We start from the raw sequence: 13,836 nt of genomic DNA on the forward strand, positions 1-13,836 counted from the left end.
CCGACTTTTTGCCGACGCGACATACTGCCAGCAAGAGGCTGACACCCACGCCGCAGGCCGACATACGGATGCAGCGACTTGACGGCTTGCGGCGGCCTGTCCGGCTCGGCGTATCAACGACGCGGCGTACCCACTGCGCAAGGCGCCCCCGAATAGATCCAACCTTGACGATGCTGTTCGACTCTGAGGTGCTCCCCCCATGCACAGGCTCCTGATTATCGACGACCGGCCCATCTTCGCCCACGGCATCGCGCGCGTTGCCACAGATGCCGGCCTCGAGCTCGCCGGCATCGTCCACGCGCGCACGGACAACTGGGAAGCCGTGTTGGCGGACGACACTTTCGATGCTGTCGTCATCGGCATCGCCGCGCCCGACGACCCCGCCACCACCGCCCTGCGGTGTCTCGCAAGGCGGCCCGCCGCACCGCCGGTGTTGGCCGTGTGTGCGCCCTGCGAGAGCGTCTATGGTGTGCGCCTGCTGCGGTCGGGGGCACATAGCGTCATCAGTGCCAAGGCGTCGCCGGAAGCAATCGCCACGGCGTTGGCGCAGACGCTCGCGGGCCGACGCCACCTGAGCCAGGCCCTGGCAGAACATGTGGTGGCACACGTCATTGCCGGCGGCACGCCCGAGGAGATTCGGCTGCGCGATGCCGTCGCGTCGCCGGAGCAACTGCGCGTGGTGCAATTGCTGGCGCTTGGCAAGCCCATCTCGGTCATCTGCGAGACCCTAAACATCAGCGCGGCAGACGTCCACGCGCAGCGCCACGACATTCTGCGCCGCACCGGGGTCGCCGACGAGCAGGAGCTGAAACGACAGGCCTTCGAGCAACGCCTGGTGCCGGATCGCCGTCGCTGCGCGCCGATGCAGCCGACAACTCCGGAAGCGCTGAGAGCGGCGGCTCGCCCGGGTCCACTGCCGCAGCGCAGGCGCAGAACGGGCTGCATCGTGCAGGCACGCGAGGGCGCCTTGGCCTGAGTCACGCCGCACCAGATGGCGGCGCACCGCCCGCGCGTCACTCATCGGGCCTGCCGCCGCCCGCCCCCGGATCCGGGGACCCGGGGCATCAAGCCTCGGCAACCACGAGCAACTGCGCACCGCACCCCTGCCGGAGCGCGGCAAGTCCGAGTGCTTTGCGTTAGCATAGCTGCTTGTCATTGCGATGCCGCAGCGCGCGCTGTCGTATTCCTATTTGCCGCAGAAAGCCCTGGTGACGGATCAACCCATCGATGTTTGCCTCACCGTGGACGTCGAGTTCACGGTCAACAATTCACTCACGCATCCCGACCGTGCACCGCTCGGCACTGAATGGATCGACGGTGTCGCCGGCGGCCACTCCCACGGCTTGGGCTTCCTGCTCGACTGCCTCGACCGCCACGGGCTCAAGGGCACCTTCTTCACCGAGGTATTCAATACCTATCACTTCGGCGACGAGCCCATGGCGGACATCATCCGCCGCATACAGGCCCGTGGACAGGATGTGCAACTACACCTCCATCCGGTCTGGCTGTATTTCAAGTTTTCCGCGTGGCGAGAGGCGCTTTCCCGCGAGCCGCAGCCACGGGACATCTTCACGGACCGTGCGGAGAAGGAAATCGGTGCCTGGCTCGAAGACGGCGCCGGCATCCTGGAACGGCTCGCGGGCAAACGCCCCATCGCCTTTCGCTCCGGCAACCTGAACGTGGGCCGCGTGCTGTACGCGGGCATGCGCCGCGCCGGCATCCGGCTTGCCTCCAACATCGGTGTCGGCCTCAGCGACCCGGCGGAGCCGGAGCTGCGCTTCTACGCCGGCTTGCAGCGCATTGACGGCGTCACGGAGGTGCCCGTCACCACCTACCGCGCCCCCCTACCCGGCAATCGCCTGCTGTTACTCACCGCCACCGGCTCGGCGTTCGCGGAGATGCGGGCAGTGCTGAACGCCGCCCATCGCCGCCGCATCGGGCCGGTCGTGGTGTTGCTGCATCCCCACGACTTCCGCATGGCGCTGCCCAATGGCCACGATTGCTGCCTGCGCTACCGGCCGGACAGCGTCCGGCAGTCACGGCTGGAGCGGCTCTGCGCCTTCCTGGCGGCCCACCCGGAACGCTTTCGTGTCACGACCTTCGCCGAGGCCGCGGAGCGCTGGCATGCCACCGCGGTCACGGACAATCCGCTGCTGCGTGGCTCCGTCGGGGGGCTGGGCACCCGACTCATCGAGAACAAGCTGCTGCCCGGCCTGCGCGGGTTGCCGCAGTAGCGACCGCCCTGCGCTCCGCCGACCCACCCGGCGCCCGTAGGTCGGGCCGACGCCAGGAGGCCCGACACCGCGGCGAGCTCGCCAGGTGCCCTGGATCGCGGCGCGGCTCAATGCACCCGAATGTCGTGCACTGTGACGCTGTCCACCGATGCACCCACCTGCCCGTAGACGGTCGGGCCGGATGCCGCCGCATCGTCGTCATCGTGCGCCGTGCGCGCGCCGCGGTCGGACGCGCACCCGCCGAGACCGAGGATCAACATAAGCGCCAAGGTCAAAGCGATGCTCGGCACCGGGACAACGCACCGGATTATCGACGAGCGAGCGGACCTGCGAGGCGGCTTCGGGAGTGGTTTCATGCTGGTGGCTCCGGCTGGTGGGTTTGGCCGGGTGCTTGTCGGCGTGCACTTGCCGGGGAGAAGCGTGCCCTTGGCAAGACTTAGTGACGCTTCAGTTTCAGTGGTGGATGCGCTTCGCTTCATCCACCCTACTTCCGCGACGTTTCAGTTCCTTTTTGAACCGTTCCTTATCGCCCCGATCCATCACCCTGGACTCACGGACAGGTGATCGTGCAGTTCCAGGCGATAGACATGCTCCCTAAGCCGATCGAGGCCACGCTCCCCGAATCTGGGGTTCTCAGCCAGCGCGTCAAAATCCGCGACCAGCTCGATGCGGAAATCAGCCCCGAACAGGGTCTGCACCTCCGCTTCCGCCACCGCAAAAGGCGGCCCGGGCATGCACGCTTGATCGTAATCCAGCGTGATCAACAACGACACCGGCACCGCCGCGGTGCCGCCTGCTGCACGCAACAGCGCGGCGAGGTTCCTGGCGTAGGCCGGGCGCAGCGCCGGCGGCAAGGCGATGAGCGACGCGCGATCATAGACGGCATCGATGCCGGCACCGCCGGCACCGCCGGCACCCTGCAATAGCTCGGGGGACAGGTCGAAGAAGTCGCCAGCCAACAGCTCCAGCTCGTCCACCGCCCAGCGCACGAAAGGCCATGGCGCCAGGTCCGTCACCTGCGCACTGAGGCCGTTGTCCTCGAAGAACGCGGCAACGGCAATAGGGCTCAGCTCCACGCCGAGCACCTGGTGACCACGGCCCGCGAGCCAGAGCATGTCCAGGCTTTTGCCGCAGAGCGGCACCAGCACCCGTCCCGTCGCGGGGACACCGAGCGCGGGCCAGTGCTCGGCCAAGTGGCGATTGATGTCGTCGCTGTGCCAGCCGATTTCGCCCTGCTGCCAGCGCTGATGCCAGAACTCGGGTGTCATACCGGTGGTCAGTCTCCCAACTTGCGGAAGCGCAGAAAGTAGTTGGCGCGCAGCTTCACCGGCTCATCCAGGTACTCGAAGCCCGCATGCTGCACCTCTTCGATCACCTGCTCGCGACCGGCGCGCACATGGCCCAGCACCCAGGGATTGCTCAGGCCCGGCTGACGGCGGAAGTCGACGATGGCCAGCACACCGCCGGGCACGAGTGCGGTGTGGATGGAGGTGAGCATGCTGCGCGGATAGGCGAAATGGTGGTAGGTGTCCGCGAGGAACACGAGGTCCACACTGCCCGGCGGCAGTTCGGTGCTGTGCTCGTCGTTGACGATGCCCACCACGTTGTCCACGTGATATTCGGCGGCGCGGTCCTTAATGGAGGCCACGAAGGTGGGCGAGATGTCCACTGCGTACACCTTGCCGGACGCGCCGACGGCACGGGCGAAGAGCATCGTGTAGAGCCCGGTGCCCGCGCCGACATCGGCCACTCGCATGCCGGGGCGCACGTCCAGCGCCGCCACCACCTGAAAGCGCCGGTCGAACACCTCCCGCCCGGAGCTCTCGAAGATGCTGCGCCACTGCTGGACGTCGGCGTCCAGGTAGTGGGCGTTCATGCTGCGTGGCACCGCGGGCGCTTCTGCCGGTTGGCTCAGAGGCGCGGGCGCATCCACCACGCCGGCGACCTGCCCGCCGCAGAGCAGGCCGGCCAGCAGCAACGGCATAGCGCGCGGCAAGTGGAAGTGCCTGAGATGACTCGCGAATGCGGACATGTGCCTGGAGGACACCTGCCTTCAGTGGATGCCGGATACATCGCCGGCGACGGCCGGCGGGTCCCGGGAGTGCTCAGTTCAAGCGCTTGATGATACGCCGAACGTAGCGCTGCGTCTCCGCATAAGGTGGGACGCCGCCATGGCGCTCCACGGCGCCTTCACCGGCGTTATAGGCAGCGAGCACGAGTTCCAGATCGCCATCGAAATAGCGCATCAGCCAGTGCAGGTAGGCCATGCCGCCGCGGAGGTTCTGCTCCGGGTCCCAGACATCACGCACGCCGAAGCGCTCGGCGGTCTCCGGCACGAGTTGCATGAGCCCCTGGCCGTTTTTCGGCGAGCGCGCGTGCGGATCGAAGTCGGACTCCACCTCGATCAGCGCCAGCACCAGGTTGGGGTTCAGCCGATATTGCGGCGCCAGCCGCCTAACCATGCGCACAACGCGGCCCCTGGCAGGATACTCGCGGGTGATGGCGACATGACGCACGCCGCCGCGGCCGGCATGGCGGCCCGAGCCACCGACGACGGCGCCGTTGGCGCCGGCGCGACCGCCGTCGGAGAGCAAACAGACGGCCTCCTGCCGGGGCCTGCCCTTGTAGCCGAGGCGATCGAGCATGCGCTTGGCGTGCAAGTCGTTCTTCTGCGCGGCCCGATAGAACCAGGCCGCGGCCAGGTCGTCGTCGCGCTCGCCGGCGCGCCCCATCGCGTAGATCCAGCCCAGGTAGTATTGTGCAGCGGCATCGCCCTTTGCGGCAGCCTTGCAATACAGGCGGATGGCGTAATCGATGTCCTGCTCCACGCCCTCGCCGTGCTCGAAGCGCCGCCCCCAGGTCGCGAGGTCACGGGCATCGTTGCCCTTGATCACCGACGCGAACGACTCGGCGTGCGCGACGGGGACCAACGCGCCGGTGGCGGCGACCAGCAGACCGGCCCAAAGCGCGGACCGGAGCGCGGACCGGAGCGCGGACCGGAGCGCGGACCGGAACAGGGCGGCAACAATCGGGAATGCTTCGGACGCGCGCATCCGGGGCTCCTGCGGCTGTGGCGAGCGGCGACGCCAGCCTCCACTGCCGAGCGCACGACGGAGTCGGGGCCTCCGCCGCACACCGCCACTCGGGAAGACCTGGCCAGCGCACGCCTCCGTGTTCGGCGAACGCCAGCGACCAGGCAATGGCCGCGGTGGATCGTCGTAGCGACGTCAAGACCTTGCGAGGATGAGATGATACCTGCTCTAGGTTCCCTGCACACGGGACGGCTGGTGCTGACGACCGTCGATCCGCTACAGGCGGTGGCTCAACCGACAATCGTAGGGCTATTGACGGAGCTCGGCCTGGTCGGCCCACGGCGTGACGCCGTGGCCAGCTTCGACGCAGGCCCGGCGCTGGGAGCTCTGGTGGGCTTTACCGGTTGCGCGGTGCAGTTCGACGGCGCCGGTGCGCCCGAGGCCACGCACGGTCCCTGGCTGCACGTGCCGCCGGCCACCATGGAGCCGCGGCTGCGTTGGGGCCGCAATACCCGGCCACCACGCTGCCCGACCTGCTCCGCGGCGCTGCATGCCTGGCGCGAGCATCTGCCGGCGCCCGAGCCGGGGGCAGACGACCCGCGCGGGCTGTGCTGCGATGCAGACCTGCCGTTGCGCTGCGATACCTGCGGCTCGGCACAGCCCACGCACCGGTGGCGCTGGGGGCGCCATGCCGGGGCCGGACGCAGCTTCGTGCTGATCGAGGAGGTCTTTCCTGGCGAGGCGCGGCCGCTGTCAGCGCTATTGCAGGCGCTGGAGCAACTCGGTGCCGGGACCTGGGACTATTTCTATGTGCAGGACTAGCAGCCCCGGCGCGATGCCATGAGCAAGGCGTCGGGTTTGGGATCGATTGCGATGCCGATACCGATTTCGAGCTGGCGTGGGAGCACCACTGCCTTTTGTGGCGCGACGACGGCCGCGAGGTTGCCTGCCGCCTGGCAGTGACTCGGGGCATGGTGTGCCGCCTTAGCGCCGGTCGCGGCACCGAGCATGCCGCTACCACGAAGTCGCGTGCGGTGTCGGGCTTCGTTCCTCAGCCCGATCCACACAGCATTCTTTCGCCGTCTATCTGGCGCCCGCCCCGGGCGGTCCTCAGCGGCTCAGACCTTCCACGTAGGAAGCCACCGCGGCGATCTCGTCGTCGGTCATGTGGGCGGCGACGCCGCGCATCATGCCGTTGGGATCGTTCGCGCGCTCCGACGCGCGGAAGAGCTTCAGCGTCTGCGCGATGTACTCCGAGTACTGCCCGGAGATGCGCGGGAACCTGGCCAGGTCACTGCCCACGCCGGTGGGGCCGTGGCAGCCGCTGCACGCGGGCACGCCGGTGGCGGGGTTGCCGGAACGGTAGATCTGCTCGCCCTTCTGCACCAGATCCGCATCGGCGGTGCCGGGCTTCTGCGGCAGCGACGCGAAGTAGACAGCGACGTTCTTGACGTCGTCCTCGGTGAGCGGCATGGCCATCGGCGTCATCTGGATGTTGTAGCGCTCATTGTTCTTGAAGTTCATGAGCTGCTTGTAGATGTAGCGCGGATGCTGACCGGCGAGCTTCGGCCACACCGGTTGGCCGGGGATGCCGTTGCCGTCCATGCCGTGGCAGGCCTGACAGATCTGGTTGGCCTTCTCTTTGCCTTTTTCCGCGTTGCCGCCAACGCCGCCGATCTCTTCTGCTGCGAGCGTGGTTCCGCCCGCGAACAGCGCGGTGGCGGCGAGTGCTGAAATCAGCGAAATCTTCATGGCACCTTCCGAGTCGATAGTCGTTGTGTGTCGTCTGGCCCGTGCTCGGCTGGATGCCGAAACTGACCGATGGTTAAAGCCTTTCATGTATATCAGTAAATAGCGATATGGGTCAATGTCATGCGCCGGTCGGTGGCTGCCGATATGGATCGATCCGGCAACGGGAAGTTCCTGTTCGAGCGGTGACGGACCCGACTGCCGCCCGGGGCCGGCATGTCAACCCTCGCCGCGCAACAGCCGGCGCACGATGCGAAGGATCTCCTCTGACGCCGTGGCGTGCGGCAGCGTCTCCACCCAGCGGCCCTGCTGGTCGATCACGTAAGTGAACGCGGAGTGGTCCACCAGGTAGCCCATCGCCGAGTCGGGCTCCTCGACGCGCCGATAGGCGGCGCCGTAGCGCGCCGCCGCGGCGGCGACCTCGGCGTCACTGCCGGTGATGCCGAGGATGCCCGGGTCGAAGTACGCGGCATATTCGGCGAGGCGCTCCGGGGTGTCCCGCGCCGGATCCACGCTGACGAAGAGCACCTGCACCCGCGCACGCTCCGCCGGCGTGAGCTGCTTCAGTGCATAGGCCATGATTGCGAGGTTCGTCGGACAAATGTCCGGGCACGAGGTGTAGCCGAAGTAAAGCAGCACCACCTTGCCGCGAAAGTCCGACAGCGCCACCGAGCCATCGCGCCCCTCCAGCGCGAAGTCACCACCGGTGGGGGCATCAGCGACATCCGGCCCGCGTTGCACGATTGCGTCGGCGCCATCGTCCGGTGGCTGCCAGAACCAGAGCAGCCACGCCAGCAGCACCGCCAGCGCCACCACCAAAAGCAGCGGCAGAGCGATTCGAGGCCGGATGCGCGGGCGCGAGGGCGACAAGGTTCTGGTTCCTGGGGCGGTTTCCTGGGGCGGTGGCCGGGGATTCAGCGCGCGCCGGTGCCGCGACGGTCCAGGCCCGATCAGCCGGCCGTAGCGCGATACTTCACCGCGAGCTCCATGTAGTGCAACGCGACGTAATCCAGGTACTCCAGTTCCAGGTCCGTCAGCGCTCGCGCGCGCTTTGCAGGAGCGCCCACGTAGAGCCAGCCGCCTTCCAGGATCGTTCCCGGTGGCACCAGGGCGCCCGCGCCGAGCATGACCCGCGGCCGCAGCACGGCGCGGTCCAGCACCCGGGCGCCGATGCCCACCAGACAGTGGTCGTGCACCTCGCAGCCGTGCAGCGTAGCCTGGTGACCGACGGTGACCCGCTCGTGCACGATGGTGGGCGCACCGCCGGGCAGGAAGCGGCTATCGTGGGAGACGTGCAGCACGCTACCGTCCTGGATGTTGCTGCCGGCGCCGATGTGGATGCGATGAATGTCGCCGCGCACCACGGCCATGGGCCAGATGGAAGCCTGTTGGCCGATTTCCACCTCGCCGATGACCACGGCCGCCTCGTCCACGTAGGCGTCGGGCGCGACGTGCGGCTCCAGTCCCTGGTAGCTGCGGACGTTGTTCATGAGACCCTCGGGACGAGCTGCTGCGATGTGGCCGCAGATGCTAACACGGCACCGCGCCCGGGCCTTTGATCGTTGTCCCCCGTTCCGCCGCCCGCGCGGCGAGGGCACCCGTGCCGAGGCGCGCACCCGGCGCGGTGTCGCGGCCTGAGCGCGGCATGGGCGCGGCCGGGCTACGACGCCAACTGGCTGCTATCATCCCGGCCATGATCGGAGCCCTAGTGCACTCATGCGGAAGTATCGAGGCCACTCTAAATGCCGCCTGCGACGCAAATTCGTGTCGACATGGAGGCCGACACTCCGGCCGTGGGTCGCGATGGCCGGAGTGTCGCCCTCCAGGGCGACACTCACTTGCCCCGGACAGCGAACGGTATCGACAATTCCAAGGCAGTGCACTAATGCAGCGTTGCACCTAACTTTGCTTTCGTTGTCGTTGTCGTTGTCGTCATCGAGTATCCGACCACGACCACGACCACGAGCAGAGACTTCGACCTGGTTCCTCGGCTCCGGCCCCACCCGGGTTGGCGCCCTGCAAGATTGCCTGACACGGAGCCCCAGGCTCGCGCCCGACCCGAGCCCTCCGACCTGAGACCCCCGACCCGAGACCCCCGACCCGAGACCATCGCCATGCGCCCACCTCGCTGCCGACTGTCCCTGCCTCGAAGCATCGCCGGTCTCCTGCTGCTGGCCATCGCCTGCACCCCGCTCGCCCTGGCCCAAGGCTATCGCGACACGCCGTTCAAGCCGGACCCGGAGCCCGTCAGGCCGAAGACCACCAAGCCCGGCCGCAAGTGGCACGAAGCCGAAGTCAGCCTGCCCGCCTGGCCGCGGGACGGCGATCTGGTGCAGGTCAAGCTGGACGGCCCCGCGCCGCGGCTGACCAACTATATCGACACCCGCAGCCTGAGCACGGGACGCGACGGCGTGGTGCGCTACACGCTGGTGACCAAGTCGCCAAGCGGTGCGCGCAACGTCAGTTTCGAGGGCCTGCGCTGCACCCCGCGGGGCCGCTGGAAAACCTATGCGTTCGGCATGAATGGCCACTTCGAGCCCACCACCGTCGCCGATGAATGGCAGGAGATTCGCGACCAGGACGCTGATCCGCTGCACTACGAGCTCTGGCGCAACTACCTCTGCCTGTATCGGAACTTCACGGCCCGGCCCAAGCGCGAACAGGTGCGCCTGCTGAAGAGCGGCCGGATGCCGCAGGTGGAGAACGAGGGCTTCCTCACCAACTGACCGGCGCCACCGCGCCAACACGGGCACGGCTCGCCGTACCGGCCCAACCAAGGCTCCGGAACAATCCACCGCCCGGTTGCCAGCCCCCTGCCGAACGCTTGAAAAGGCGCAACCGGCACCGAGTTTTCCTGCCCAAACCGGCAACATTCGGCGTCGCGCAAGCCGCGGCCGCCCCGTAGGCCGGCTGCGCCAACGGAACACGAGACCTCCAGCAGATGACCAACCCGCTCCTCGAAGATCGCACCCTCCCCGATTTCAACCGTATTCGCCCCGAGCACATCGAGCCGGCCATCGACCAGCTCCTCGCCGACGGTCGCGCGCTGGTGTCCGAGCTGGCAGCGCAGGCGGACAGCGCCACCTGGAGTAGCTTCGTCGAGCGCATCGAGCTGGAAGACGACCGCCTGTCCCGCGCCTGGTCGCCGGTGAGCCACCTCAACTCCGTGATGAACTCCGACGAGCTGCGCGCGGCGTACAACGCCTGCTTGCCCAAGCTCTCGGCCTACGCCAGCGAGGTCGGCCAGAACACCGACCTCTACCGCGGCTACAAGCACGTCGCGGAACAGCCGGGCCTGAATGCCGCGCAGCAGAAAATGCTCGCCAACACCCTGCGCGACCTGCACCTGGCCGGTGTCGATCTGCCGGATGAACAGAAGGCCCGCTACCGCGAGATCACCCAGCGCCTGAGCCAACTCACCAACCAGTTCGCCGAGAACGTGCTGGACGCCACCAACGGCTGGCACAAGCACATCACCAGCGACGACGCCCTGGCCGGCCTGCCCGCGGGCGCCAAGGCGCTCGCCCGCCACGAGGCCGAGTCGCGCGGGCTCGACGGCTGGGTGCTGACGCTGGACTTCCCGTCCTTCGAGCCGGTCATGAAGCACGCCCAGGACCGCGCCCTGCGCCGGGAGGTCTATGAGGCGTACAGCACCCGCGCCTCCGACCAGGGCCCGCACGCCGGCGAGTGGGACAATACGCCCGTAATGGAGGAGATCCTGGCGCTGCGCCACGAACAGGCGCGGCTCCTGGGCTTCAGCAACTACGCCGAGCTGTCCCTGGCGCCGAAGATGGCCCGGGACACCGACGAGGTCATGGGCTTTCTCAATGACCTCGCCGGGCACGCCGTGCACCAGGCCCGCGAGGAGCTCCAGGAGCTGCGCGACTTCGCCCGCGACGCCGACGGCCTGGACGACCTCGCCCCCTGGGACCTCATGTACTACGGCGAGAAGCTGCGCGTGGCGCGCTTCGACATCAGCGACGAGGTGCTCAAGCCCTACTTCCCGCTGGAGGGTGTCATCGCCGGCATGTTCCGCGTCGCCGAGAGGCTGTTCGAGGTGCGCTTCGAGCAGGCCGAGGCCGACAACACCTGGCACAAGGACGTCCGCCGCTACCGCGTGCTGGACCCGTCGGGCAGCCCCCGCGCCGAGTTCTACCTCGACCCCTTCGCGCGGCAGAAGAAGCAGGGTGGCGCCTGGATGAACGGCGCCGTGAGCCGGATGGTGATGGCCGGCCGCACCCAGCTCCCCATCGCCTATCTCGTCTGCAACTTCACGCCGCCGGTGGCGGGCCACCCGAGCCTGCTGACCCACAGAGAAGTCGAAACCTTGTTCCACGAATTCGGCCACGGCCTGCATCACATGCTGACGCGCGTGGACTACCCGCCCGTGGCCGGCATCCACGGCGTGCCCTGGGACGCCGTCGAGCTACCGAGCCAGTTCCTGGAGAACTGGTGCTGGGAGCGCGAATCGCTGGACCTGTTCGCCCGCCACCACGAGACCGGCGCGCCCATCCCCGAGGATCTGTTCCAGCGCCTGCTCGACGCCAAGCACTTCCAGTCCGCGATGCAGATGGTGCGCCAGCTCGAATTCGCACTGTTCGACTTCCGTATCCACATGGAGTACGACCCGGACCGTGGCGGGCGCATCTACGCAATCCTCGATGAGGTCCGCGACCAGGTCGCCGTCCTCAAGCCGCCCGCGTGGAACCGCTTCCCGCACGGCTTCTCGCACATTTTTGCCGGCGGCTACGCGGCCGGCTACTTCAGCTACAAGTGGGCCGAGGTGCTCTCGGCGGATGCCTTTTCGCTGTTCGAGGAGCGCGGCGTGTTCGACCCCGATACCGGCCGCGCCTTCCGCGAGCTCATCCTGGAGCGCGGCGGCAGCGCCGACGCCATGGAGCTCTTCACCGCCTTCCGTGGCCGCGAGCCCCGCGTCGACGCCCTCCTCCGCCACAGCGGCATCGGCACCGGTCTGAAGCCGGCTGACGCCGGCGGTGACGACATGCAGCGCGTCGCCTGAGGAGGGTGTGCAGAAACGCTGTGGCGCCTTCGATTCAGGCGACCATGGGAGCAGCTCTTGTGGGAGCGGCACTCTCGGTGTCGCGACCGGCGGCAAGGCCACACATCATGTCCCGAGTCACCGCCAAGCGGCAGGCAGCCTCCCAGCCGCCGTCGCGCCACAAAAGGCAGTGGCGCTCCCACGCCGGCGCGCCTGGAGCAGCCGTCAGGAAGGTCGGGCCGACGCAGGAGGCCCGACAAGCAGGCGCTGATGTTTTGCTGCGCTGCCGAAACCGCGCCGCCGCCGGGCATAGGCAACAACTCGCGCAACCGTTATACTGCCTGGCTTAGCTTGGAGAGGTGCCGGAGTGGCCGAACGGGCTTGACTCGAAATCAAGTGTACCCTTGCGGGTACCGTGGGTTCGAATCCCACCCTCTCCGCCAATATTCAAGCAGTTACGTGGCATCGCGTAACTGGCCGAAGTTTCCCAACGTGACTCGTGTTCCCCCTGGCGCCGTCCAGGATGTCCACGGCGTGCTTGCTGCTGTCCGGCGCCAGGTGCGCATAGCGCTCCGTCATCGTTACCGTGGAGCATCGTGGTCGGGTTAGCGCAGCGTAACCCGACGATGGACGACGATGCGCCGTTGATTGTCGGGTTGCGCTATCGCTAACCCGACCTACACCCAATATTTGCCCAATCTCGCGGGCGCCGGAGCGCCCGCTTCGAGGAGGGCCCTGCGCCAAGCCTTCAACCTCGCTCCCTACAGAACGCCCTTGTTCTTCTCGCGCACGCGCAGATAAAGGTCCTGCATGACCTCGATGAACGAGGCGTCCTTATCCCAGAACGTCGGGTAGTCGCCCCCCTTCCTGATCAAGATGGCCGGCGCCGCGGCGGGTGCGGCCGGCTCGATCTCAGTCGGCAAACGTTTCTGGCCCTGCCAGAAGGCACGATAATCCGGGGGCGATGTTGCTACCAAAGGACGGGTGAAGAAGGACTCCGCCGGCGCGAGGTCCGACGGCTCCTCGACCATGAGCGCGGCCAGCGCCTTGCCCAGAGGTGTTGTACTCAAGGCTTGGTGCAGCCGCTCCCGCGAGAGACCACGCAGCTCGAACAGCAGGAAGGGATCGCTGTCCAGCCGGCCCGCCAGGCGGTAGTACGCCCCGGCGATGTGCTTGCAGGGATTGGCGTAGTCCGGGCAGGAGCAGTCGGTCAGCGCGAAATCCTGGCGACTGCGAGGCAGCAGGTGAAGCTTAAGATCGGCGAAGGCGTCGTCGATGTTATCGGGCATCTCGTTCATGAGGAGCTTCGAGACCAGGGCCGCATTGCTTCCCAGATGAGCGATGGCCTTGTCCCAGTCGCCGGCGGGAATCGGCGCCATCCGGAGCCTGGTCTTGTAGTGGGGCTCCTTGTAGACGCCGAAATAGGGGTTAACGTTGCCACGCACGGTGGCGGTTACCGTGCCGTCGGTGATGGCGAAGTCGAGGATGCGCCCATCGCCGCTGTAGCCCCTGCCCCGCTGCAAGCGGCCGCTGTCGGTGAAGCCCTCCAGCGCCTCGATGAAGCGCTGTCCCCACCAGGTCCTGCCAAGCCTCGGTCTACTCATGATCTGGGCCGTCAGTCCATTACCGCTTCGCGATTGAGGCGGATCAGCGCCTTGAAGCGGTCGTTGTCGAGCTGGGTCAGCCAGGACTCGTCGTTGCCGACGATGGCGCCGGCCAGCGCCTTCTTCTCCTCGATCATGTCGTTGATGCGCTCCTCCAGGGTGCCCAGGGTGACGAACTTGTGCACGAAGACGTTCTTCTGCTGGCCGATGCGGAAGGC

Annotated in this window: 14 protein-coding genes and 1 tRNA gene; 6 read left to right on the forward strand and 9 right to left on the reverse strand. The window is 67.5% G+C overall.

The window, feature by feature from the left end; translation table 11 throughout:
* Positions 1-199: 199 nt before the first annotated feature.
* Together LJE69_RS05775 and LJE69_RS05780 are read left to right on the forward strand one after the other, a co-directional pair.
* Positions 200-976 carry a response regulator transcription factor gene (locus LJE69_RS05775; protein WP_296922487.1) on the forward strand — a complete coding sequence of 259 codons (777 nt, stop codon included), beginning with the start codon at positions 200-202 and terminating at the stop codon, positions 974-976.
* 232 nt (positions 977-1,208) lie between these two features.
* A complete protein-coding gene (locus LJE69_RS05780) occupies positions 1,209-2,234 on the forward strand; it encodes a polysaccharide deacetylase (protein WP_296922489.1) in 1,026 nt (341 codons plus the stop codon).
* 107 nt (positions 2,235-2,341) lie between these two features.
* Here the strand turns inward: LJE69_RS05780 and LJE69_RS05785 are convergent, their stop codons facing one another.
* From LJE69_RS05785 to LJE69_RS05800, 4 genes are all read right to left on the reverse strand, one after another.
* On the reverse strand, positions 2,342-2,509 hold the full coding sequence (locus LJE69_RS05785; RefSeq protein ID WP_296922491.1) for a hypothetical protein: 168 nt from the start codon (positions 2,507-2,509) through the stop codon (positions 2,342-2,344).
* Positions 2,510-2,773: 264 nt separating this feature from the next.
* Positions 2,774-3,502 carry a thiopurine S-methyltransferase gene (locus LJE69_RS05790; RefSeq protein ID WP_296922494.1) on the reverse strand — a complete coding sequence of 243 codons (729 nt, stop codon included), beginning with the start codon at positions 3,500-3,502 and terminating at the stop codon, positions 2,774-2,776.
* Positions 3,503-3,510: 8 nt separating this feature from the next.
* The gene (locus tag LJE69_RS05795; protein ID WP_296922496.1) at positions 3,511-4,266 is read right to left on the reverse strand and encodes a class I SAM-dependent methyltransferase; all 756 of its coding nucleotides are present in this window, start codon (positions 4,264-4,266) and stop codon (positions 3,511-3,513) included.
* Between the two features lie 73 nt (positions 4,267-4,339).
* A complete protein-coding gene (locus tag LJE69_RS05800; RefSeq protein WP_296922497.1) occupies positions 4,340-5,287 on the reverse strand; it encodes a transglycosylase SLT domain-containing protein in 948 nt (315 codons plus the stop codon).
* Positions 5,288-5,521: 234 nt separating this feature from the next.
* On the opposite strand from LJE69_RS05800, the gene LJE69_RS05805 reads away from it, so the two are divergent.
* Positions 5,522-6,088, forward strand: a complete 567-nt coding sequence (locus LJE69_RS05805) for a hypothetical protein (RefSeq protein WP_296922499.1) — start codon at positions 5,522-5,524, stop codon at positions 6,086-6,088.
* Positions 6,089-6,376: 288 nt separating this feature from the next.
* On the opposite strand, the gene LJE69_RS05810 is transcribed toward LJE69_RS05805, so the two are convergent.
* From LJE69_RS05810 to LJE69_RS05820, 3 genes are all read right to left on the reverse strand, one after another.
* Positions 6,377-7,018: a c-type cytochrome gene (locus LJE69_RS05810; RefSeq protein ID WP_296922502.1), complete on the reverse strand. Its 642-nt coding sequence runs from the start codon at positions 7,016-7,018 to the stop codon at positions 6,377-6,379.
* 216 nt (positions 7,019-7,234) lie between these two features.
* Positions 7,235-7,885 carry an SCO family protein gene (locus LJE69_RS05815; protein WP_296922505.1) on the reverse strand — a complete coding sequence of 217 codons (651 nt, stop codon included), beginning with the start codon at positions 7,883-7,885 and terminating at the stop codon, positions 7,235-7,237.
* Between the two features lie 80 nt (positions 7,886-7,965).
* Positions 7,966-8,505, reverse strand: a complete 540-nt coding sequence (locus LJE69_RS05820; RefSeq protein ID WP_296922507.1) for a gamma carbonic anhydrase family protein — start codon at positions 8,503-8,505, stop codon at positions 7,966-7,968.
* Positions 8,506-9,129: 624 nt separating this feature from the next.
* Here LJE69_RS05820 and LJE69_RS05825 point away from each other — a divergent pair.
* The 3 genes from LJE69_RS05825 (at position 9,130) to LJE69_RS05835 (ending at position 12,457) form a co-directional block, all read left to right on the forward strand.
* Positions 9,130-9,741, forward strand: coding sequence for a CNP1-like family protein (locus LJE69_RS05825; protein ID WP_296922510.1), 612 nt, complete (start codon positions 9,130-9,132; stop codon positions 9,739-9,741).
* A gap of 215 nt (positions 9,742-9,956) precedes the next feature.
* Positions 9,957-12,035, forward strand: coding sequence for a M3 family metallopeptidase (locus LJE69_RS05830; RefSeq protein ID WP_296922513.1), 2,079 nt, complete (start codon positions 9,957-9,959; stop codon positions 12,033-12,035).
* A 332-nt stretch (positions 12,036-12,367) separates the two neighbouring features.
* Positions 12,368-12,457: transfer RNA gene (locus LJE69_RS05835), tRNA-Ser, on the forward strand.
* A 318-nt stretch (positions 12,458-12,775) separates the two neighbouring features.
* Here LJE69_RS05835 and LJE69_RS05840 read toward each other — a convergent pair.
* Together LJE69_RS05840 and LJE69_RS05845 are read right to left on the reverse strand one after the other, a co-directional pair.
* Positions 12,776-13,618 (reverse strand): SWIM zinc finger family protein, encoded by an 843-nt coding sequence (locus LJE69_RS05840; RefSeq protein ID WP_296922516.1) that lies wholly within the window; start codon positions 13,616-13,618, stop codon positions 12,776-12,778.
* A gap of 11 nt (positions 13,619-13,629) precedes the next feature.
* The coding region (locus LJE69_RS05845) for a hypothetical protein (protein WP_296922518.1) at positions 13,630-13,836 on the reverse strand (207 nt) is incomplete at its 5' end.

The sequence above is a fragment of the Thiohalocapsa sp. genome (assembly GCF_022340605.1).
GTDB lineage: Bacteria > Pseudomonadota > Gammaproteobacteria > Chromatiales > Chromatiaceae > Thiohalocapsa.